This window comes from Citrobacter sp. LUTT5, from assembly GCF_009905315.1.
Taxonomy (GTDB): Bacteria; Pseudomonadota; Gammaproteobacteria; order Enterobacterales; family Enterobacteriaceae; genus Citrobacter; species Citrobacter freundii.
Window position 1 is genome coordinate 4631310 of sequence record NZ_CP047606.1, and the last position, 20514, is coordinate 4651823.

The following is a 20514-nucleotide window of genomic DNA, read 5'->3' on the forward strand; positions in this document are numbered from 1 at the left end:
CTCCGGCTTTCGGGCCGGAGGATTACATCCTTTCTTAGAACATCAGCCTCGCGACCAGCGGCGCCACCAATACCATCACCACACCGGAAAGCATCATCACCAGGCTGGCAACTACGCCCTCTTGCTGACCAAGCTCATAAGAGCGCGCCGTGCCTGCCCCGTGCGATGCGGCGCCAAATCCTGCGCCTTTCGCCATTCCTTCACGAATGGAAAGGCGTAAAAACAGCACATCGCCGACCGCCATGCCGAATACGCCGGTCACCACCACGAACAAGGCCACCAGGTCCGGCTGCCCGCCCAATGGCTCTGCCGCTGCCAGCGCAAATGGCGTGGTGACGGAACGCACCGCCAGACTGCGTTGGATCTCATCAGGCAACATAAACAGACGCGCCAGCCACACGGAACTGGTGACGGCCACCAGCGTTGCCGTTACCACGCCCGCCGTCAGCGACATCCAGTGACGCTTAATCACCGCAAGGTTGTCATACACCGGAACGGCAAAGGCGATGGTCGCCGGTCCTAACAGCCACAGCAACCAGTGCGATTCACCAATATAGTTTTGCCAGGAGATATGGCCGAAGACTAGCATCAGCACCAGCAGGGCCGGGGTGAGAACTAATGGCATCAGCGGTAATTTACGAAAACGGCGATACAAACGCTTATTAGCAAAGTAGATACCCAGCGTAATCACCAGACACAGCACGCTTAGCTGGAAATTACTCACGGTTTAACCTGCTCATTTCATAGCGATACACTTTATCCACCACCCACGCCGTGGCGCCGAGCACCATCAGCGTACTGATCGCAATGACGGCAAATATACGCCAGCCATCAACCAGCAACAGCTGCGTGTAGTTCACAACGGCGACCACCGCCGGGACAAAAAACAGCAGCATTTCAGCCAGTAACCAGCGAGCACCTGCGCGAATCCAGTTCAGCGGGATAACCCGGCAGACAATTAACGCCAGCATCAGCACCATCCCTACCAGGTTGGCAGGAAGCGGCAGATGCAGCCAGGAGACAAGATATTGAGCAAATACAAAGAGACCTGCGTACAACAGAACCTGAACGGGGATCTGGAGTCGATGAATAACAGCAGGCGTCACGCGGCTTATCGCCACAGCCATGAGGGTATGTCCTTAAAAAATAGAGAGCGCCAGTATAGAGAGCCCCCGTCCAGGACTGAAATGAATTAAACTCATTGCAGGCATAGTCTTAAGGAATAATCATGGATATCAGAACGCTGCGATATTTTGTTGAGGTGGTTCGTCAGCAGAGCTTTACTCGCGCAGCGGAGAAGCTTTTTGTCACCCAGCCCACCATCAGCAAGATGTTGAAGAACCTTGAAGACGAGCTTAATTGCACGTTGCTCATCCGCGACGGGCGGCGGTTGTTGTTAACCGACACCGGGCAGGTCGTTTTCGAACGCGGCCTGGCGATCCTCGCTGAGTTTCGCCAGCTTGAAGCCGAACTTAGCGACATTAATCACCTCAACAGGGGTGTGCTGCGCCTCGGTATCCCGCCGATGGTCGGTATGTTGATGGCCGGGCCTATTAGCCTGTTTCGCCAGCGCTATCCCGGCGTTGAGCTGAAGGTCTCTGAATTTGGCGGCTTAACCGTCCAGCAGGCGGTGATGAACGGCGATCTGGATGTCGCGATGACCGCGCTGCCGGTTGAAGAAGAGAGTGGTCTGGCGACCTTACCGCTTTTCAGTCATCCGCTCTGCGTGCTGGTCCCCCGCTCCGGTCAGTGGACAACATGCGAATCCATTTCCCCCGAGGCACTGGCGGAACATCCGCTACTGATCTACAACGAAGATTTCGCGTTGAGCCGCCAATTGCTAGAGCTGTTTAGCCAACACAACGTCAAGCCCCGCATCGCGGTACGCAGCGGGCAGTGGGATTTTCTGGCTGCGATGGTACAAGCCGGAGTCGGGATTGCCATTTTGCCGGAGCCGATTTGCCAGCGCCTGGATAAGCAAACATTGCGCTGGATCCCTCTGGAGAGTGATTTACGCTGGCAGTTGGGCATGATTTGGCGCGAAGGCGTGTATCTGTCGCACAGCGCCCAGGCGTGGCTCAAATGCTGTGAAGGGTTTTGGCTACCGCAAGCGTCGTAAAATGCCGGATGCAGCGCAAACGCCTTATCCGGCCTACATCGGTTTTGTAGGCCTGATAAGCGTAGCGCCATCAGGCACGTTCACCCATATTAAAATCCATTATTTCACCTGCCCAATTGTGTGGGAACAAACCACGCCTCACATCGCGATGAAATGTTGAAAAAGGCCATGTCTGTACCTGTTTTACCCACCCGTGCTTCACTGGGTTAATGTAAATATAATCAACATGCTGTCGATAATCGTGCTCATCGCGGATGGTATGTTCCCAAAAGCGAGGTTGCCAGATATGTCGGGCAGACAACGATCGCGTGAAATGCTTCTTAATTTCCCGCCAACGGGATGAAAAATCAGCGTCATTTTCAGGCAACGTCCAGATGCAATGCATATGCTCAGGTAATACGACCCACGCATTGATATAAAAAGGTTTCATTTTTTGTACCGCAGAAATAGCACAACGTAACCGATCAATTTTTGATATCAGAAGCTGGCTTCGACGGTCCTGCAGATTTACCGTAAAAAACCAGGTTCCTCCGTTGATGTAATTTCGTCGATAGTTGGACATGTTTCCCCCTTTCCTCAACCGTATGGAGAAAAGAGGGAACAGACAAGACAAACAGATCAGTTCAGGAAAGCGGCTCGCAAATTACACGATGAATATTTTATGTAGGCCTGATAAGCGTAGCGCCATCAGGCAGATCTTTCGCCGGATGCGGCGCAAACGCCTTATCCGGCCTACAACGTGCTACCCCGTAGGCCTGATAAGCGCAGCGCCATCAGGCTCTCTCGTTTATTGATTCTCGATCAACAGCGCTTCCAGCAAGTCCAGATCGTGCAGCAGCTTTTGCAGCGTTTCATTGCTGATTTCCCGCGTCGCGCGCAGGTGATAAAGCTCTGCGCGTTCTGAACGCAACGCTGCCAGGCGGAAACGTCGCTCGAGGTTTTCTTCCTGCATCGAGCTTTCCACATCGTTGCGTCCGTCGGCGCGACGACGCAGGTTACCAATCACGCGGGAACTCACCTCGGTGAGTAACTGGTTATCGATGTTCTCTTCGGTGTCCGCGGCCAGTCGCTCCTCCATTTTCTGGATCGCGACAATCGCCACTTCTGCCGTAGCAGCGCGAGCAATACGTTCCTCTTTCTGCTGCTGCGAGTGGTCTGCCACTTCCAGATGTTGTAGCAGAATCGGCAACATCACCACGCCAACAAACAGCGAGAACAGAATCACGCCTGCGGCAAGGAAGATCAGCTCATATCGCGCCGGGAATCCGCTACCGTCCGGTAACAACAGTGGAATGGAGAGCACACCGGCGAGGGTAATTGCCCCGCGCACGCCCGCAAAAGAGGCAATCAGGATTTCACGCGTTGTCCAGGAGCCGAATTCCATTGGTTTTTTCTTCAGGAAGCGCAGACTGAATTTTTTCATCGTCCACAGCCAGCCAAAACGTACCAGCATCAGCGCCACGTAAATCAGCACGATATCGGTAAACAGCATCCAGATTTCAACGTTCGGATCGACCTCTGCCGCCGCTAAGGAAGACTCCAGAATCCCCGGTAACTGTAGCCCTAACAGCAAGAAGACCATGCCGTTAAACACAAACTCAAGCATTGCCCAGGTACTGTTAGCACGTAAACGCATCGCCAACGGTGCGCGGCGCATCACCCCGGAACGGGTGATCGTCATCCCGGCAGCGACCGCCGCGAGGATACCGGAAACGCCGATGTGTTCCGCAATCAGGTAAGACGCAAACGGCAGCAGGAACAGCAGGACGATTTGCGTTGCCGGCTCGTCACCGCCCCAGCGGCTGAGGAAGCGCAGGGAGCGCCCGTACAGCCAACTGACGACAAAACCAGCCAGGATACCGCCAATCGCCACTTTGAAGAACTCAAGCGTTGCGCCACCAACGGTAAATACCATCGTCCCCATCGCCACGGCGACGGCAAACTTCAGAGAGACCAGACCGGAGGCGTCGTTCATCAACGCTTCGCCCTGCAGGATGCCCATGATTTTCTTCGGTATGCGCCCCTCCCCCACAATGCCGGAAAGGGCAACAGCATCGGTTGGCGAAAGGACGGCGGCCAGCGCAAAGGCTGGGATAAGCGGTATCCCCGGCACCAGCCAGTAAATCATAAATCCAATGCCGACCACCGTGACCAGCACCAGCGCCAGCGCAAGGCCGAAGATCTCTCGCCCATGCTCGAGAAACTCACGCGTTGGCGTCTTCCAGCCATCGGCAAAGAGCAGCGGCGGGATGAACAGCACCAAAAACAACTCAGGATCGAATTCCACATGCAAACCAAACGTCGGCCACGCCAGCAAGGCGCCGATGGCGATCTGCATTAGGGGTAAAGGGAGTTGGAAGGGCAATACGCGAGTAAATACCCCCGACAGCGAGACCACAAGGGTCATGATGAGTATGGTGAAAAAGATTTCCATGCGTTCCCTGTTTGCGATGTTTCTTATGATTAGTGATGAGAGGCGTCGTGCCTCAATTCTATCTAATTGAGAGTAACGCAAAAGACAACGAGTGTGTTCTGAAAATAAAAACGGGCGGCCAAAGCCACCCGTTTTGAGGATCTTTATCGAATAAAAATCAGATAGCCCAGCCGCCCGCGTAGAAGGCCACCAGCGCGATAGCGATAACCACCGTGCCGATGTTCAGCTTGCGCCATTCGCCAGAGACAAGACGGCCAATCACCAGGGTAGCAAAGCCAATCATAATGCCGGTAACGATGTTACAGGTCAGCACGATAAATACGGCCGTTACCAGACCCGCCATTGCGTCGACAAAGTCAGCAAAGTCGATTTTCGCAACGTTGCTCAGCATCAACAGGCCCACATACATCAGTGCAGGCGCCGTTGCGTATACCGGTACAAGATACGAGAGCGGAGAGAGGAACAGGATCAGCAGGAACAGGACGCCAACGGTGATCGCCGTCAGGCCAGTTTTACCGCCTGCCGCCGTACCCGCTGCGGACTCAATGTATACCGCCGCAGGAGCAGCGCCCACCAGACCAGAGAACACGCTGCTCAGGGAGTCGGTGGTCAGCGCTTTGCCGCCGTCGATAATCTGTCCGTCTTTATCCAGCAAATTCGCCTGACCGGCTACGGCACGGATGGTGCCAGTCGCATCGAAGACGGCGGTCATGACCAGCGCCAGCACGCTCGGCAGAACGATAGGATTCAGTGCGCCCATAATATCCAGGCTGCCGATCAGCGAGTTGCCGTTTTCGTCGCTCAGAGACGGCATGGCAAAAATACCGGAGAAATGCACGGCCGGGTCGAAAATCAGGCCAACAATGGAAATACCGATAATAGTCAGCAGGATGCCGCCCGGTACTTTCAGTTTTTCGAGGCCAATAATCACCGCCAGACCAACCAGCGACATAATCACCGGGAAGGTATCGAAGTCGCCCAGCGCAACCGGCAGACCGTCCAGCGGATTCTTAATCACCAGACCAACGCCGTTTGCCGCAATCAGCAGCAGGAACAGGCCGATACCAATTCCCGTACCGTGCGCAACGCCCTGCGGCAGATTGCGCAGGATCCAGCTACGAATACCCGTCGCGGAAATGATGGTAAACAGGACGCCCATCAGGAACACCGCGCCCAGCGCAACGGGCACGCTGATATGTTGCCCCAATACCAGGCTGAATGCGGTAAACGCCGTCAGAGAAATGGCGCAACCAATCGCCAGCGGCAGATTTGCCCACAGGCCCATGACAATAGAACCGACGCCCGCGACCAGGCAGGTTGCCACAAATACAGCGGCAGGCGGGAATCCGGCTTTACCCAGCATCCCTGGAACCACAATAACGGAGTAAACCATGGCGAGGAACGTCGTTAATCCGGCAACGACTTCCTGACGAACGGTACTGCCACGAAGCGAAATTTTAAACCAGGCGTCGAGTGAACCGCCGGTACGCGCTGAAGGCGTAGACATAGAAAACATCCCCTGAGAGTTTATTTTTTCGTCATTATGCGTGCTGGACAATCCACTGCCTGCTAAACGTTTTCTCCATGTGCCAGGTTTGCGTCATTAGGGGTGTCGCAAAAAAGCAAACGTTTAGCTCCGCGCATAAAAAACGGGTGGTAAAAAAAAGCAAACGATTATCCAGCGATCATACGCCGGTTTTCAACTGAACTTTGCCGCTTTTTACTCATTTCTTCTTATAACGCACAATAAACAACCAGTCGATGCGCAAACGTTATCGTCAATGCGCAATCTGGTAACAAATTTCGCCAGATTGTCGCAACAATCGTTCTTATTTTTCGCGCAAACTCGCACAAGAAAACCGGTGAAGATGCGGTAAATTTTTTGGCTAAAAAATCATCGTTTCACTGGCAAATGGAGGGAGGTGGCTTACACTTACATTATCAACACAGACCGGAACCTCCCCTAATGTGCTCGACTGAGGGGTGTTGATGTCGGGGGAAACCCTCCCGTGAACCAGCGGGATAGAGTGAAAGACGAAGACCGGAACCAAACTAAAGCGCCCTCTGTGGCGCTTTAGTTTTATACCCGTCATACTTCACGTTGCAGGTGTGTTGGCTGCGTTTACTCACCCGAATCACTTAGTTTACTAAGCTCATCGGGATTCGTGCTCTTGCCGCCTTCCCACAACGCGAATTATTTAGGGTATATATCCGTCATATATTTAAACCAATCAATCATCCTCCAGCAGACGCGCCCCGGTTCCTTGCTCGCCTAGTTGATCGCCTGGGTTACGCAACGGGCAATCGCTGCGCGACAAGCAGCCGCAACCAATACATCCATCCAGCTCATCGCGTAGCGACACCAAAGTATGAATGCGTCGGTCCAGCTCTTCACGCCATTGCGAAGAGAGCTGTTTCCACTCTTTAGCGCTAAGTGAATGTCCTTCAGGTAATACGCCCAGCGCGTCGCCAATCGTTGCCAGCGGGATCCCAATACGTTGAGCAATCTTGATAATCGCCACGTAACGCAACACATCACGTTTGTAGCGACGCTGATTACCGCTGTTGCGCATGCTGCTGATTAACCCTTTGCTTTCATAGAAATGCAGGGTCGAAACTGCCACGCCGCTACGCTTTGCAACTTCACCTGGCGTGAGCAGCGCTTTTATCCGGGGTAATTTCTTTTCCATAAATCGCTTTACCTCAAGTTAACTTGAGGAATTATACTCGCCCACAGACAAAACGACGAATCGAATACTGAGAAAGAGGCAGCCCTATGTCCCATCAGCAGATTATTCAGACCCTTATTGAATGGATTGATGAACATATCGATCAGCCGCTGAACATTGAGGCGGTTGCGAAAAAATCAGGTTACTCGAAGTGGTATTTACAGAGAATGTTCCGCACGGTGACGCGCCAGACGCTGGGTGACTACATCCGCCAGCGACGACTTCTGCTGGCGGCGGTTGAACTGAGGACGACTGAGCGACCTATTTTCGATATCGCGATGGATCTTGGTTATGTATCGCAACAAACCTTTTCGCGCGTGTTTCGCCGCGAGTTTGATCGTACCCCCAGCGATTACCGCCACCGCCTGTAAGCTTATTGCCCGCTCTGCGTCAGTATGGCGGGCGACCGTTGTATCCAGTGCATGAACTCCTGAGACGGTAGCGCCTTCGCAAAATACCAGCCCTGACAATACTGTACGCCGCGTTCAAGCAGCCATTCGATTTGTTCCTTCGTTTCCACCCCTTCCGCAATCGTCTTCAGGTGTAAGCTTTGCGCCATCTCAATAATATGTTCGGCAATCAAGTGGCTGGTGCTGTTAGTGGACAACGTGCTAATAAACGATTTGTCGATCTTCAGGATATCGACATTCAGCGCTGATAAATTATGCAGATTGGAATATCCCGTGCCAAAATCATCAAATGCCACTTCATAACCCGCCTTGCGGAACGCCTGGATTACTGGGGTCATTTTATGTACATCTATGAACCCCCGCTCCGTCACTTCGACTTTAATTTGCTGGGCCGCCACGGAGTACTCACGATTTTTGTCGTTAATCAGAGCAATCAATCGGGATGAATGAAAGTCAGAAGCGGAAAGGTTAATCGAGATATAAAGCTGAGGATGCGCCGAAAGAAAATACCCCAAATCGTTGAATACCTCTTCAACGACATAATCCGTGATCCGCTCAATCATTCCCTCTTTTTCAGCCAACGGAATAAACTCCGTCGGGCTCATCACCTCACCTTTACAACCCGGCCAGCGCAGCAGAGCTTCAGCACCAACACATTGTCCATTCTTAATATCAATGATCGGCTGGTAATGCAGGCAAAGCTGACGTTTTTTGATCGCGCGTTTTAGTAAGCGCCGGGGAGATAAGTATTCCTGGCGCGTGCGCCACCACATTAGCAGTATCAGGATGCTGCAGATAATCCCGAAGGGAATGGTTAACGCCGCCTCGTGATAAAAAATCTGACTTACGCGGTTGTCTGAGGTCGACACAATGATCGCAATTGGGCGTTTTTCTGAATGCACAATGGTGTAAAAGCGATCGTCTTGTTGAAAGGTCGAGGCTTCACCACGTACGAGAGGCGCGAATTGCGCAATATTTGCCGCTTCGCTGGCGGAGAAAAACGTATCTGTTACTGTGTCATATACGCCCCAGGACAGATCCGGATCATCTGACATGACTTCGCTGTAGGATAATGGATTTATGACTGCGACGTAGTTCCCACGTTGCATGTACGTCATTCTGTAGCCAGCGAAAAAAGGGGTATCGCGGTAGTAATAGATGGCGATATCCGGCGTACGTTTATAGTCTGCGGTCGGCATAATATAGGTAACGGGTGGCACCATCGACGTAGAGCACAAAAAATGATCGCCCTGCGCATAAATTAGCTCGCTGATATATAAACGACCGCGAATAATATTCAGCATACTTTTCTGATGTGCCGGGGTACACATCTTACCCTGATACAACTGGGCCATATCACGCGCCAAATCGGCTTGCAGGATTACCAATTCTGTTTTATTTAACACCAGTTGAGCAAATGAGCGAAGTTGATTACGGGTTTCGGACATAGCCCGAATTTGAGCAAACCATAATGCCAGCACCACGGGGAGCAATACCACCATGAATGTTCCCAGCAACTTCAGCAGCTTGCGTCGCGCACTGTGATTCATGTCAGCCTTATGTCCCTGTTTTGTCTATGCCAGTACCTGTCACGGCAGGATGCTATAAACACCAGCTAGTTAACTTGCATGAATCTATCAGTATTAGCAACAGACGTCTCTATGTAAAAGTCTGATAATAGTTGATGATGATATTATTTTTCCGTAAGGCAAACTTAAAGTTACGCTTATTTCACAACGTTATTATCCCTAAAACGTAAATTTTTTATGAGCACTATCCTGGTTGCATTTAAGAAATTCATTAAATTTTTTTAACACAAAATTTAGGATAAATTAAACCGGTGGTCTAAATGCACCTTTAAGATTGATTATTTAGTGTCAAAAGCCTTTTTGAATATAACCACACATTAAGAGTGGTTATGATCCTGTAAAAATAACGTCCAGTACTGGTGAACAAACGAGCACTTGTGATATAGTTCACAAAAATCATGTAACAGAAACAATGTTTCATTCATGTTATTGCCCGTCGATAGCCAGAGTACTACACCCTCGGTGAACACCCCCGCGCTGTCCTGGGCATCCAGACTTTCTGAGGACGTTTTTCATGGCAACGATAACAACTGGCGTGGTTCTTCTGCGGTGGCAATTACTCAGTGCAGTGCTGATGTTTTTAGCCAGTACGCTCAATATCCGTTTTCGTAAATCAGATTATATTGGCCTGGCCGTCATTAGCAGCGGTTTGGGGCTGGTGTTTGCCTGCTGGTTTGCGACAGGATTGCTCGGCATAACCCTGGTGGATATGTCCACGATCTGGAAGAATATTGAAACCGTGATGGTTGATGTGATGAGCCATACACCGCCAGACTGGCCGATGGTGTTGAACTGATAACAACAGCGTGTCCGACCAAGAACATACCCGGTCGGACACGGTTTTAAGCGATAACGATGGAACTGACATTCCGCTAACCGCTTACCACTCCATACGGAAACCTGCGTTCACCTGCCAGTTCATATCAATGTCGCCTCCAGCCGATCTTTCCAGGTCAACGTACAGTCGGGAATTATTGTTCTGAGTAAGATGGATATTGGTTCCAATACCGTAGTTAATCCACGAGTCACTTCCTCCCTCGCGAACCGTCATGGACGCATCTTTACCCCACACGGTGACATCACGATCGCCGGCAAACTCGTGCAGCAGATCCAGCTTCACATAAATGTCGCTGTCCGGACGTTCTTCAAAGCGATAACCTCCGCGCAATCCGACGCGACCAATCACGCTGTCGATATCGTTCTGACGAACCCGCAGCCCGCTGCTGGTGGTATAACGAGCTTCATCCAACCGGGTATATACGAGCTGCGCTTGCGGTTCGATGAAAGAGGACTCTCCCAGACTAAACTCACGACCGTATTCTGCGCTGGCGCTGATTGACCACGTGCTGCTATCCGCCATCCCCGTGTTGCCATACACATTTCGGTAGTTAAAATCACTCTCATGGCGGCTATATTTCAGCACCAGATCCAGGTAGTCCTGTTTCTCCGGACGATTCCATGCAGCATAAAGTGAACCACCGTAGCTCTTGTTATCACCCGTGCCATAAGTAAAGTCAGCGTTACCTCTCATGTAATGCGCCGCAATGCCTCGCGTCCAGACTGAGTGTTCACCTTCCTCTTTATTGTCATAGCCAAGCTGCCAGAAGCTATACAGGTTTTTGAAATAGCTGCCATTATCGCTTTCCATTTCGCCACCTTTGTAGCGTATCCACAGACCATTTTGCTGCTGATTCTGGCGTAATTCCCCTAAACGCTTATTCAGGCTGTCGATTTCGAGACGAGCGGTGGCCGCCGCGTAGTTCAACCCGGCATTGGCAATCGCGGTGTTGCTCGCCGCACTGGCTTTCGTTGAAACCCCCGTGATATACCAGTTTGTGCCATACTGACTTGCCGGATCGCCCTCCCGGATATCAGAACGCAGTAGCGGTTTATAGTCATATACATACTCGTTAGTGATATCGACTTTATCGTACGCTTCGAACGTCACATTGCTGGCAGCATCGGCAACCCAGATATCGTCTTGCAGATCGCTGAGCTTATTAATATTTAACGCCTCAATGGCATGAGTTCCCCCGGTGCTGCTCTTAACGACTTCGATAAAGTCGCTACCATTACGCCGCTGCTCATCGGTTTTATTGGTGTTTACATCAATCAGGAAAATACCGTTGTTGCCTTTCAGATCGTGAATCTTCACGGTTTCGTTGATGCTCTGATTAGTATGCAGGTTAAAACCGTGCAGGTTTACCGTCCCGCCGTCTTGCAACGTAATGGCGCTTATCAGAGCGTCTTGGCCATCCGGGATCCAGTAGGCATGATTCGTCAGCGTCAGATTCAAATCTCCCGTCCATTTACCGCTGTCGGTGTCCAGGTAATTCGCTTCATGCCCATGCCAGAATGACTCTGCGCCATTGAGGGTAATATTCATCTGACTGGTGTGAGTATATAACTTATCGCCGAAGTCTATATTTCCCAATAAATTAACCTTGTTCTCGCCCGACTGATTAATATTAACGATACCACCATCTTTAGCACTGACTGCATCGCTTTTTGATGAGCCATCAGGATAACCGCTGTTGTTCTCCAGCAGTTCTTTAAAATTACTGGCGTAAGTATTAATGTAAACATCGCCACCGTTCGCCGTAATAGTTGAACCTGCACCGCGAGCATAGATTCCATTATTTGCCAGCGTGGCATCTTCCCCATAGTTGGTATGTTCAACCTCTGAACGGATGTACACATTGCCGTTTACAGAGATATTCGCGCCGCTTCCCGCATACAACGCGGTATTGTTATGGGTATATTTAGAACCGATTAAGAAAGTATTTTTCAGACTAAAGTTATCAATGGTGACGTTGGTGTTCTGACCTTCGGCGGATAAGCCAAAAAAAGCCAGTCCTGCGCGGTGTTCCTGCTGTGTGGTTCCGCTAATATTAACGTTGTAATTGCCAATGTGATACTCTCCCGCCTGGTCTTTGGTGATGCTGCCAATCTTCACCTCAAGACCGTTGTTTTCATCTCGCACAGGGTTATCAATATTCACCGTGATGTCATAGTTTTTGTCATCAGCAATCGTATCCCGAATGATGATCCCTTCCTGACCACCATCAACATCTATATAATTTAGTTCATAGTTTTTTGCACTCGCTAATCCAGCACAAACCAACTGTGCCGCGGTAAATGAAAGTGCGAAGGGTATTATTGCTTTAGGGTTTATCTTCCGTTGATACATAATCAGCTCCATAATAAATAGTTTATCAAAGCATTTATCAACCCCCACCAATAAAAAGCAGCGGATAATAAACGTATTTTCATTAACGAAGAATTGATAAGCCAAAAGTATTATTTAAAGCCAGACATTAATTTGTCAATATTTACCATGCAGTAAAATACATTTTTTCCATTAATTTAATTAAATATTATTCGCCGGGAAACTATCTCAAAAAGAAGAATTTGAATGTACGACACATATCCACCAATTATTATCTTCATATTTTCTTTTATTATTCGATAATACCTACATTTATTTTTATTTCCCATGGTTATAAATAAATATTATCGAATGTTAGCGCCAATCAGCTCGCATTAAATGAATCATCAAGCAACGATGATAAACCAGAAAATACCGAATAATTAATTCTGAATAAGAGATGTAAAAAAACCCCGTCGCAACGGGGTTTTCATTAGTACGAACGTTAATACGTTCAGCTATCTTAGAACGGAATATCGTCGTCGAAATCCATCGGCGGTTCGTTAGACGGCGCTGCCGGAGCGGACTGCTGCGGACGAGACTGCGCACCGCCGCTGAACTGATTGCCGCCCTGCGGCTGCTGAGGCTGACCCCAACCACCCTGCTGCTGGCCACCACCTGCCGGAGCACCACCGCCCTGACGACCGCCCAGCATTTGCATGGTGCCGCCAACGTTAACAACAACTTCAGTGGTGTACTTTTCTACGCCGGACTGATCGGTCCATTTGCGGGTACGCAGCTGACCTTCGATATAGACCTGGGAACCTTTACGCAGATATTCACTGGCCACTTCCGCCAGTTTGCCAAACAGCACAACGCGGTGCCATTCAGTCTGCTCTTTCATTTCACCGGTCGCTTTATCACGCCAGGATTCGGAAGTAGCCAGCGTAATGTTGGCAACTGCGCCACCATTCGGCATATAGCGTACTTCCGGGTCCTGGCCCAGATTACCGACGAGAATCACCTTGTTTACGCCTCTGCTGGCCATGATCGTGTCTCCTGAAAAACGTTACTGAATAAGTGTAAGCGCGGGATTGTAGCATTTCCAATAGCGCTTTTACTACGTTGCGAAGTTGATTCCAGTAAACAACCCCCGCCAGACATTGTTGCACAGGAACATGCGTTTTGCATTCCAATACTGTATATCCATTCAGGTCAGGTTGTGTCATAATTAACCGTTTGTGATCGCCGGTAGCACCATGCAGCCAGGCAAAAAAGCGTTTAATCCGGGAAAGATGAATGGATAAGATCGAAGTTCGGGGCGCCCGCACCCATAATCTCAAAAACATCAACCTCGTCATCCCGCGCGACAAGCTGATTGTCGTCACCGGGCTTTCGGGCTCAGGCAAATCTTCGCTCGCTTTCGACACCTTATATGCCGAAGGGCAGCGTCGTTACGTTGAATCCCTTTCCGCGTACGCGCGTCAATTTCTGTCGCTGATGGAAAAACCGGACGTCGACCACATTGAGGGGCTCTCTCCTGCCATCTCAATTGAACAAAAATCGACGTCCCATAACCCGCGATCCACGGTAGGTACAATTACCGAAATTCACGACTATCTGCGTCTGCTGTTTGCCCGCGTTGGCGAGCCGCGCTGTCCGGATCACGACGTTCCCCTGGCAGCGCAGACCGTTAGCCAGATGGTGGACAACGTCCTGTCGCAGCCGGAAGGCAAACGTCTGATGCTGCTGGCGCCGGTAATTAAGGAGCGTAAAGGCGAGCACACCAAAACGCTGGAAAACCTGGCGGGCCAGGGCTATATCCGCGCCCGTATCGACGGCGAAGTGTGTGACCTTTCCGATCCGCCCAAGCTTGAGCTGCAAAAGAAACACACTATTGAAGTGGTGATTGACCGCTTTAAGGTACGCGACGACCTCACTCAGCGACTGGCTGAATCCTTTGAAACCGCGCTGGAACTGTCCGGTGGTACGGCGGTGGTCGCCGATATGGACGACCCGAAAGCGGAAGAGCTTCTGTTCTCCGCCAACTTCGCCTGCCCTATCTGCGGCTATAGCATGCGCGAACTGGAACCCCGCCTGTTCTCGTTTAACAACCCAGCGGGCGCGTGTCCAACCTGTGACGGTCTCGGCGTGCAGCAGTATTTCGATCCTGACCGGGTGATTCAAAACCCGGAACTGTCGCTGGCCGGTGGTGCTATTCGTGGTTGGGATCGCCGTAACTTCTATTATTTCCAGATGCTTAAGTCTCTGGCTGAACACTATAAATTCGACGTTGAAGCCCCATGGGCCAGCCTGAGCCCTACCGTGCATAAAGTGGTGCTGTACGGTTCGGGTAAAGAAAATATCGAATTCAAATACATGAACGATCGCGGCGATACGTCCGTACGTCGTCACCCGTTTGAAGGTGTGCTGCACAATATGGAGCGCCGTTATAAAGAGACGGAATCCAGTGCGGTACGTGAAGAATTAGCCAAATTCATCAGTAACCGACCGTGCGCCAGCTGTGAAGGGACGCGTTTACGTCGCGAGGCCCGCCACGTATTTGTTGAAAATACGCCGCTGCCCGCGATTTCCGACATGAGCATCGGTCATGCAATGGATTTCTTCAACAATCTGAAGCTTGCGGGTCAGCGGGCGAAGATTGCTGAGAAAATTCTTAAAGAGATTGGTGATCGTCTGAAGTTCCTGGTCAACGTCGGCCTCAACTATCTGACGCTGTCGCGTTCAGCGGAAACGCTCTCCGGCGGCGAAGCTCAGCGTATTCGTCTGGCAAGCCAGATCGGCGCGGGTCTGGTCGGTGTAATGTACGTGCTGGATGAACCGTCTATCGGTTTGCATCAGCGCGATAACGAGCGTCTGCTGGGTACGCTTATCCACCTGCGTAATCTGGGTAATACCGTCATTGTAGTCGAGCACGATGAAGATGCGATTCGCGCCGCTGACCACGTTATCGATATCGGCCCCGGCGCGGGTGTTCACGGTGGTCAGGTCGTCGCCGAAGGGACGCTCGACGACATCATGGCAGTGCCTGAGTCGCTGACCGGCCAGTACATGAGCGGTAAACGCAAGATTGAAGTGCCTAAACAGCGCGTTGCGGCTGACCCAGAGAAAGTGCTGAAGCTCACCGGCGCACGCGGCAACAACCTGAAAGATGTCACCCTGACGCTGCCGGTAGGTTTATTTACCTGCATTACCGGTGTTTCCGGTTCGGGTAAATCGACACTGATTAACGATACTCTGTTCCCGATTGCGCAGACGGCGCTGAACGGTGCGACGCTGGCTGAACCTGCGCCGTATCGCGACGTTCAGGGCCTGGAACATTTCGACAAAGTGATCGACATTGACCAAAGCCCGATTGGCCGTACGCCGCGTTCTAACCCGGCAACCTACACCGGCGTGTTTACGCCAGTGCGCGAACTGTTTGCCGGCGTGCCGGAGTCACGTGCACGCGGTTACACCCCGGGGCGTTTCAGCTTTAACGTCCGCGGCGGACGCTGTGAAGCCTGTCAGGGCGACGGCGTGATCAAAGTCGAAATGCACTTCCTGCCGGATATCTACGTGCCGTGCGATCAATGTAAAGGCAAGCGCTATAACCGCGAAACGCTGGAAATTAAGTACAAAGGCAAAACTATCCACGAAGTGTTGGATATGACGATTGAAGAAGCACGCGAGTTCTTCGATGCCGTTCCGGCGCTGGCGCGTAAGCTGCAAACACTAATGGACGTTGGCCTGACGTACATCCGACTGGGTCAGTCCGCTACCACACTCTCGGGCGGCGAGGCGCAGCGCGTGAAGCTGGCGCGCGAACTGTCAAAACGCGGTACCGGGCAAACGCTGTATATTCTCGATGAGCCGACCACCGGTCTGCATTTTGCGGATATTCAGCAACTGTTGGACGTGCTGCATCAGCTCCGGGATCAGGGCAACACCATCGTGGTGATTGAGCACAATCTGGACGTGATTAAGACCGCTGACTGGATTGTCGATCTCGGTCCGGAAGGCGGCAGCGGCGGCGGCGAAATTCTTGTCTCCGGCACACCAGAAACGGTCGCTGAGTGTGAAGCCTCACACACGGCACGTTTCCTCAAGCCACTGTTGTAATTACGCAACACTTATCAGGCCCACAGAACAGGCGTAAAGCTTGTAGGCCTGATAAGGCGCTTGCGCCGCATCAGGCAACGGTTGTACCTGATGGCGCTACGCTTAACAAGACCGTTCAGGGCTGCGTCAGTATCCGCCGTTTATCAGCAGGCAGCGTGTTCACAGCCTGCTGATAAGAGGCGTCAACCAGATAATAAATCTGTGAATCCGGTAGCGAGCCGTCCAGATACACCGTACTCCAGTGCGCCTTATTGAGATGCCTGCTTGGCCGAACATCGCTATGCTGCTGGCGCAACAACTCTGCCAGTTCTGGGCTGGTTTTCAGAGACACCGCCGGGCGTTCTTCCACCTCTTTTACCATGGCAAAAAGCACATCTTCGACTTTGATTTGCGTGGCCTTCCAGTCACTGTGAACGCTCTGCTCCGCGCCCATTTTTGCCATGCAGTATTGCAGCAACTCCGAATTCGTCATCTTTATTCCCCTTACCAGCATATTGCCTAATGAGAACATCATTTATTCAGTGTGCAGCAAGTCCGCAAAAGGTAAAAGCCAGCAATGTAAATTTGTTTAAAAAAACAGCAACCCGCAGCCAGTGTCCTCAATATTCCGAGTTGACGATCACCTCTTCACCAAACGCACCGGCCTGTGGCAGCGGCTTATAAGTGGAGTTAGAGGCGCGCAAAATGCGAATACCACGAATGCCCACGTCGCGAGCGGCAGTGATGTCATTATCGGAGTCACCGTAAAACATGCGGATATTTTTATCCTGTAACCACTGCGTTTTGGTGTTCTGGCCCGGCTTATCGCCGGCAAAAATGACCGGATTCATATTGCCTGCCGGGATGTGAAAGTTATCAGACAACGTTTTCGACACCGTTTCAGTCTTCGTCTGGCTACGCCCGGTCACGAAAAAGATGCTGTCACCACGACGCACATGCATATCAATTAGCTGGCGCGCGACTTCTTTTGGAATACTGAACTCGTCCCAGCCGTTATTCATTTTTTCCCAGAAGGCCGGATTCTTCAGGTAATCCTCACTGTCCGGAGAATACGTTTTTTTACCGCGCCAGAAGCCTGGGCTGGAAAAGAGGACAGTGTCATCGATATCAAACCCGACCGCCATCGGCGGACGTCCGGTCAGGCTGTTTTCAATTTGTGCCACGGAGACCCAGTGAATGGGAGCCTGCTCAGCGAGCTTTGCAACATTGGTGCCTGGATTGAGCTGAGAGGGAGAAGAAACGAGTGCCTGGGCTGGCTGATTTAGCGTGAACAATAAACAAACGGCACTCAGTGCCAACGTAAACTTGCGCATATTTTTCCCTAAGTAGTCAGTTAGTTATCATTTTTTTATTAACAACTGGTCAAAAAACTATCTGACCTTACCCCTTAGGGGGAGGGAAAGGAAGGATTTTCTCTGGTTTTGCTCTGGAAAAGGAGCACGATCACACAGGAAAACGTGCCTGATGGCACGACGCTTATCAGGCCTCCAAACGAAAATCTATATACCTTTGTAGGCCGGATAAGGCATTTACGCCGCCATCCGGCAACATTCAAAGCCGGTTACATGACGGCGGCAAATGCCTTTGCCACGCGCTGCACGTTACCGTGATTCAACCCAGCTACGCACATGCGACCGCTGGCAATCAGGTACACACCGAACTCATCGCGCAGGCGATCAACCTGGGCTGCGCTAAGCCCGGTATAGCTGAACATACCGCGCTGTTGCAACAGGTAGTCAAAGTTACGGCCCGGGATCTCTGCATTCAATACGTTAACCAGCTCCTGACGCATCGCCAGAATGCGGGTACGCATCTCTTCGACTTCTGCCAGCCAACTGGCTTTCAGCGCGTCATCACCCAGTACCGCGGCAACTACCTGCGCACCAAAGTTTGGCGGGCTGGAGTAGTTACGACGCACCGTCGCTTTTAGCTGCCCCAGAACGCGGCTGGCGGTATCAGCATCTTCACATACTACAGACAGTCCGCCGACACGCTCGCCGTACAAGGAGAAAATCTTCGAGAATGAGTTACTGACCAGAGCGGGCAATCCGGCGCTGGCAATGGCGCGAATCGCATAGGCGTCGTCTTCTATACCACCACCGAAGCCCTGGTAAGCAATGTCCAGGAACGGAATCAAATCGCGTGCTTTCAGGATCTCAATAACGCTATCCCACTGCGCAGGAGTTAAATCCGCGCCCGTCGGGTTATGGCAGCACGGATGCAGCAGCACGATGCTGCGCGCCGGTAAGGTATTCAGCGTTGCCAGCAGGTCGTTGAAACGAACGCCGTTAGTCGTGTCGTCATACCATGGGTAAGTGCTTACTTCGAATCCAGCCCCCTCAAAAATCGCGATATGGTTTTCCCAGGTCGGATCGCTGACCCATACGCCAGAATCAGGGAAATAGCGTTTCAGGAAGTCTGCGCCAACCTTTAACGCACCGGAGCCGCCCAGCGTCTGAATAGTTGCGACGCGCTGCTGCTGGAGAACCGGATGATCTGCGCCAAACAGCAGCGGCGCAATAGTATGACGATACGTGTTCAGACCTTCCATCGGCAGATACAGCGAAGCACCATGCGGTTTGGCATTAAGTCGAGCTTCCGCTTCCGCCACCGCTTTAAGCTGAGGAATAATTCCGTCTTCGTTGTAATACAGGCCGATGCTGAGGTTCACTTTGTCGCTACGTGAATCTTCTTTGAAGCGCTCCATGAGCGATAAAATCGGGTCGCCGGCGTAGGCGTCAACTTTTTGAAACACGTGTGGTTCTCCAGGTTTACAGGCAAGGGTTAAGAACACAATAAACCGGAAGCGGGAGAAGATCGAGAGGATGTTGAGGGTAATATTGCCGGAAGGCGGCGTAACCGCCTGTCCAGCACATCATTCTGCTAATCGATATACTTCATCGCCACCCTTGAGGTCAGGCGCGTAATAAGTTCGTAAGCACTTACTTTCGTCATTTCAGCAATGCGTTCAACGGGCAGTCCCTCACCCCACAGAATCACCGAATCGCCGGCTTTATCCTGCGCTTCGGGACCTAAATCGACGCAGATCATATCCATCGCAACGCGACCGACGATCGGCACTTCACGGCCATTGACCAGTACCGGCGTCCCAGACGGCGCCGCGCGCGGATAACCATCACCATAGCCCATTGCCACCACACCCAGACGCGTGTCGCGCTCGCTCAACCAGGTACCACCATAACCAACCGGTTCGCCCGCTTTGTGCTCACGCACCGCAATCAGGCTGGAGGTCAGCGACATCACCGGCTGACAGCCAAAATCGGCGCCGATAGAGTGGTTTTCCAGTGGCGACACACCATACAGAATCAGTCCCGGACGCGCCCAGTCGAAGTGAGACTGTGGCCACAGCAGAATACCGCCCGATGCGGCAATCGAACGCTGCCCAGGTTTGCCCTCGCAAAAGCTGTTGAAGATATCGAGCTGTTTTTCGGTCGCGCCGCATTCAGGTTCGTCTGCGCGCGCAAAATGGCTGACGATATTGACCGGCTGGCGCACATTTTCACATTGCGTTAGGCGCTGATAAAACGCCTCGGCCTGCTCAGGGCGTACGCCCAGGCGGTGCATACCGGTGTCGAGCTTCATCCAGACGGTAACGGGTTCAACCAGATTAGCTGCTTCCAGGGCTTCGAGTTGCTCCTGGTTATGGACGGCTGTATGCAGACGCTGCGCGGAAATAGTCGGCAGATCGGAGGCATCAAAAAATCCCTCCAGCAGCAGGATGGGCTGCGTGATCCCTCCCGCTCGCAACCGCAGGGCTTCTTCAAGACGAGCGACACCAAAAGCGTCCGCATCGGGGAGCGTTCGCGCGGTCTCTAACAGACCATGGCCGTAGGCGTTCGCTTTCACGACCGCAACCAGTTTACTGGCAGGGGCCAGTTCACGCAGACGTTGCAGGTTGTGTCGCAGAGCGCGGCGGTTAATGACTACAGTTGCCGCTTGCAT

Annotated in this window: 17 protein-coding genes; 4 read left to right on the forward strand and 13 right to left on the reverse strand. The window is 51.8% G+C overall.

Translation table 11 applies throughout. From position 1 onward, the window contains the following. Window positions 1–34 precede the first annotated feature (34 nt). Together GUC46_RS22070 and GUC46_RS22075 are read right to left on the reverse strand one after the other, a co-directional pair. Complete coding sequence (locus tag GUC46_RS22070) at window positions 35–724, reverse strand: LrgB family protein (RefSeq protein ID WP_003031745.1); 690 nt, start codon at window positions 722–724, stop codon at window positions 35–37. Further along, window positions 717–1127: a CidA/LrgA family protein gene (locus GUC46_RS22075; protein WP_003031742.1), complete on the reverse strand. Its 411-nt coding sequence runs from the start codon at window positions 1125–1127 to the stop codon at window positions 717–719. Before GUC46_RS22075 ends, GUC46_RS22070 begins: the two co-directional genes overlap by 8 nt. 101 nt (window positions 1128–1228) lie before the next feature. On the opposite strand from GUC46_RS22075, the gene GUC46_RS22080 reads away from it, so the two are divergent. Beyond that, window positions 1229–2119, forward strand: a complete 891-nt coding sequence (locus GUC46_RS22080) for a LysR family transcriptional regulator (protein WP_003844732.1) — start codon at window positions 1229–1231, stop codon at window positions 2117–2119. A gap of 70 nt (window positions 2120–2189) precedes the next feature. Here the strand turns inward: GUC46_RS22080 and GUC46_RS22085 are convergent, their stop codons facing one another. The 4 genes from GUC46_RS22085 to soxR form a co-directional block, all read right to left on the reverse strand. Continuing rightward, window positions 2190–2681, reverse strand: coding sequence for a transposase (locus GUC46_RS22085; RefSeq protein WP_044715244.1), 492 nt, complete (start codon window positions 2679–2681; stop codon window positions 2190–2192). A 225-nt stretch (window positions 2682–2906) separates the two neighbouring features. Further along, window positions 2907–4553 carry a Na+/H+ antiporter gene (locus GUC46_RS22090; protein WP_003031737.1) on the reverse strand — a complete coding sequence of 549 codons (1647 nt, stop codon included), beginning with the start codon at window positions 4551–4553 and terminating at the stop codon, window positions 2907–2909. A 157-nt stretch (window positions 4554–4710) separates the two neighbouring features. Beyond that, on the reverse strand, window positions 4711–6060 hold the full coding sequence (ghxP, locus tag GUC46_RS22095) for a guanine/hypoxanthine transporter GhxP (RefSeq protein ID WP_003031735.1): 1350 nt from the start codon (window positions 6058–6060) through the stop codon (window positions 4711–4713). Window positions 6061–6784: 724 nt separating this feature from the next. Then, window positions 6785–7243 (reverse strand): redox-sensitive transcriptional activator SoxR, encoded by a 459-nt coding sequence (soxR, locus tag GUC46_RS22100; protein WP_003031733.1) that lies wholly within the window; start codon window positions 7241–7243, stop codon window positions 6785–6787. A gap of 86 nt (window positions 7244–7329) precedes the next feature. Between soxR and soxS the strand changes: the two genes are divergently transcribed. Continuing rightward, window positions 7330–7653 carry a superoxide response transcriptional regulator SoxS gene (soxS, locus tag GUC46_RS22105; protein ID WP_003031731.1) on the forward strand — a complete coding sequence of 108 codons (324 nt, stop codon included), beginning with the start codon at window positions 7330–7332 and terminating at the stop codon, window positions 7651–7653. A 2-nt stretch (window positions 7654–7655) separates the two neighbouring features. Here the strand turns inward: soxS and GUC46_RS22110 are convergent, their stop codons facing one another. Beyond that, window positions 7656–9242, reverse strand: coding sequence for an EAL domain-containing protein (locus GUC46_RS22110; RefSeq protein ID WP_003841054.1), 1587 nt, complete (start codon window positions 9240–9242; stop codon window positions 7656–7658). Between the two features lie 553 nt (window positions 9243–9795). On the opposite strand from GUC46_RS22110, the gene GUC46_RS22115 reads away from it, so the two are divergent. Continuing rightward, window positions 9796–10077, forward strand: a complete 282-nt coding sequence (locus GUC46_RS22115; RefSeq protein WP_003031727.1) for a YjcB family protein — start codon at window positions 9796–9798, stop codon at window positions 10075–10077. Between the two features lie 84 nt (window positions 10078–10161). Here GUC46_RS22115 and GUC46_RS22120 read toward each other — a convergent pair whose 3' ends face one another. Both GUC46_RS22120 and ssb1 read right to left on the reverse strand, forming a co-directional pair. Next, complete coding sequence (locus GUC46_RS22120) at window positions 10162–12471, reverse strand: autotransporter outer membrane beta-barrel domain-containing protein (protein WP_130715359.1); 2310 nt, start codon at window positions 12469–12471, stop codon at window positions 10162–10164. Window positions 12472–12952: 481 nt separating this feature from the next. After that, on the reverse strand, window positions 12953–13477 hold the full coding sequence (ssb1, locus tag GUC46_RS22125; protein WP_003826621.1) for a single-stranded DNA-binding protein SSB1: 525 nt from the start codon (window positions 13475–13477) through the stop codon (window positions 12953–12955). A gap of 251 nt (window positions 13478–13728) precedes the next feature. Between ssb1 and uvrA the strand changes: the two genes are divergently transcribed. Next, on the forward strand, window positions 13729–16551 hold the full coding sequence (gene uvrA / locus GUC46_RS22130) for an excinuclease ABC subunit UvrA (protein ID WP_003031720.1): 2823 nt from the start codon (window positions 13729–13731) through the stop codon (window positions 16549–16551). Between the two features lie 115 nt (window positions 16552–16666). Here the strand turns inward: uvrA and GUC46_RS22135 are convergent, their stop codons facing one another. From GUC46_RS22135 to alr, 4 genes are all read right to left on the reverse strand, one after another. Continuing rightward, entirely contained in the window at window positions 16667–17023 is a 357-nt protein-coding gene (locus tag GUC46_RS22135) for an MmcQ/YjbR family DNA-binding protein (protein WP_003031719.1), read from the reverse strand. A gap of 127 nt (window positions 17024–17150) precedes the next feature. Beyond that, window positions 17151–17864, reverse strand: a complete 714-nt coding sequence (gene aphA, locus GUC46_RS22140) for an acid phosphatase AphA (RefSeq protein ID WP_003826615.1) — start codon at window positions 17862–17864, stop codon at window positions 17151–17153. A 248-nt stretch (window positions 17865–18112) separates the two neighbouring features. Beyond that, window positions 18113–19306, reverse strand: coding sequence for an aromatic amino acid transaminase (gene tyrB / locus GUC46_RS22145; protein ID WP_032938184.1), 1194 nt, complete (start codon window positions 19304–19306; stop codon window positions 18113–18115). 128 nt (window positions 19307–19434) lie between these two features. Continuing rightward, window positions 19435–20514: an alanine racemase gene (alr, locus tag GUC46_RS22150; protein WP_003844721.1), complete on the reverse strand. Its 1080-nt coding sequence runs from the start codon at window positions 20512–20514 to the stop codon at window positions 19435–19437.

Coding starts and splice junctions, on each gene's coding strand:
- GUC46_RS22075 (WP_003031742.1), bottom strand. CDS start 1,127: ATGGCTGTGGCGATAAGCCGCGTGACGCCTGCTGTTATTCATCGACTC.
- GUC46_RS22080 (WP_003844732.1), top strand. CDS start 1,229: ATGGATATCAGAACGCTGCGATATTTTGTTGAGGTGGTTCGTCAGCAG.
- GUC46_RS22085 (WP_044715244.1), bottom strand. CDS start 2,681: ATGTCCAACTATCGACGAAATTACATCAACGGAGGAACCTGGTTTTTT.
- GUC46_RS22090 (WP_003031737.1), bottom strand. CDS start 4,553: ATGGAAATCTTTTTCACCATACTCATCATGACCCTTGTGGTCTCGCTG.
- ghxP (WP_003031735.1), bottom strand. CDS start 6,060: ATGTCTACGCCTTCAGCGCGTACCGGCGGTTCACTCGACGCCTGGTTT.
- soxR (WP_003031733.1), bottom strand. CDS start 7,243: ATGGAAAAGAAATTACCCCGGATAAAAGCGCTGCTCACGCCAGGTGAA.
- soxS (WP_003031731.1), top strand. CDS start 7,330: ATGTCCCATCAGCAGATTATTCAGACCCTTATTGAATGGATTGATGAA.
- GUC46_RS22110 (WP_003841054.1), bottom strand. CDS start 9,242: ATGAATCACAGTGCGCGACGCAAGCTGCTGAAGTTGCTGGGAACATTC.
- GUC46_RS22115 (WP_003031727.1), top strand. CDS start 9,796: ATGGCAACGATAACAACTGGCGTGGTTCTTCTGCGGTGGCAATTACTC.
- GUC46_RS22120 (WP_130715359.1), bottom strand. CDS start 12,471: ATGTATCAACGGAAGATAAACCCTAAAGCAATAATACCCTTCGCACTT.
- ssb1 (WP_003826621.1), bottom strand. CDS start 13,477: ATGGCCAGCAGAGGCGTAAACAAGGTGATTCTCGTCGGTAATCTGGGC.
- uvrA (WP_003031720.1), top strand. CDS start 13,729: ATGGATAAGATCGAAGTTCGGGGCGCCCGCACCCATAATCTCAAAAAC.
- GUC46_RS22135 (WP_003031719.1), bottom strand. CDS start 17,023: ATGACGAATTCGGAGTTGCTGCAATACTGCATGGCAAAAATGGGCGCG.
- aphA (WP_003826615.1), bottom strand. CDS start 17,864: ATGCGCAAGTTTACGTTGGCACTGAGTGCCGTTTGTTTATTGTTCACG.
- alr (WP_003844721.1), bottom strand. CDS start 20,514: ATGCAAGCGGCAACTGTAGTCATTAACCGCCGCGCTCTGCGACACAAC.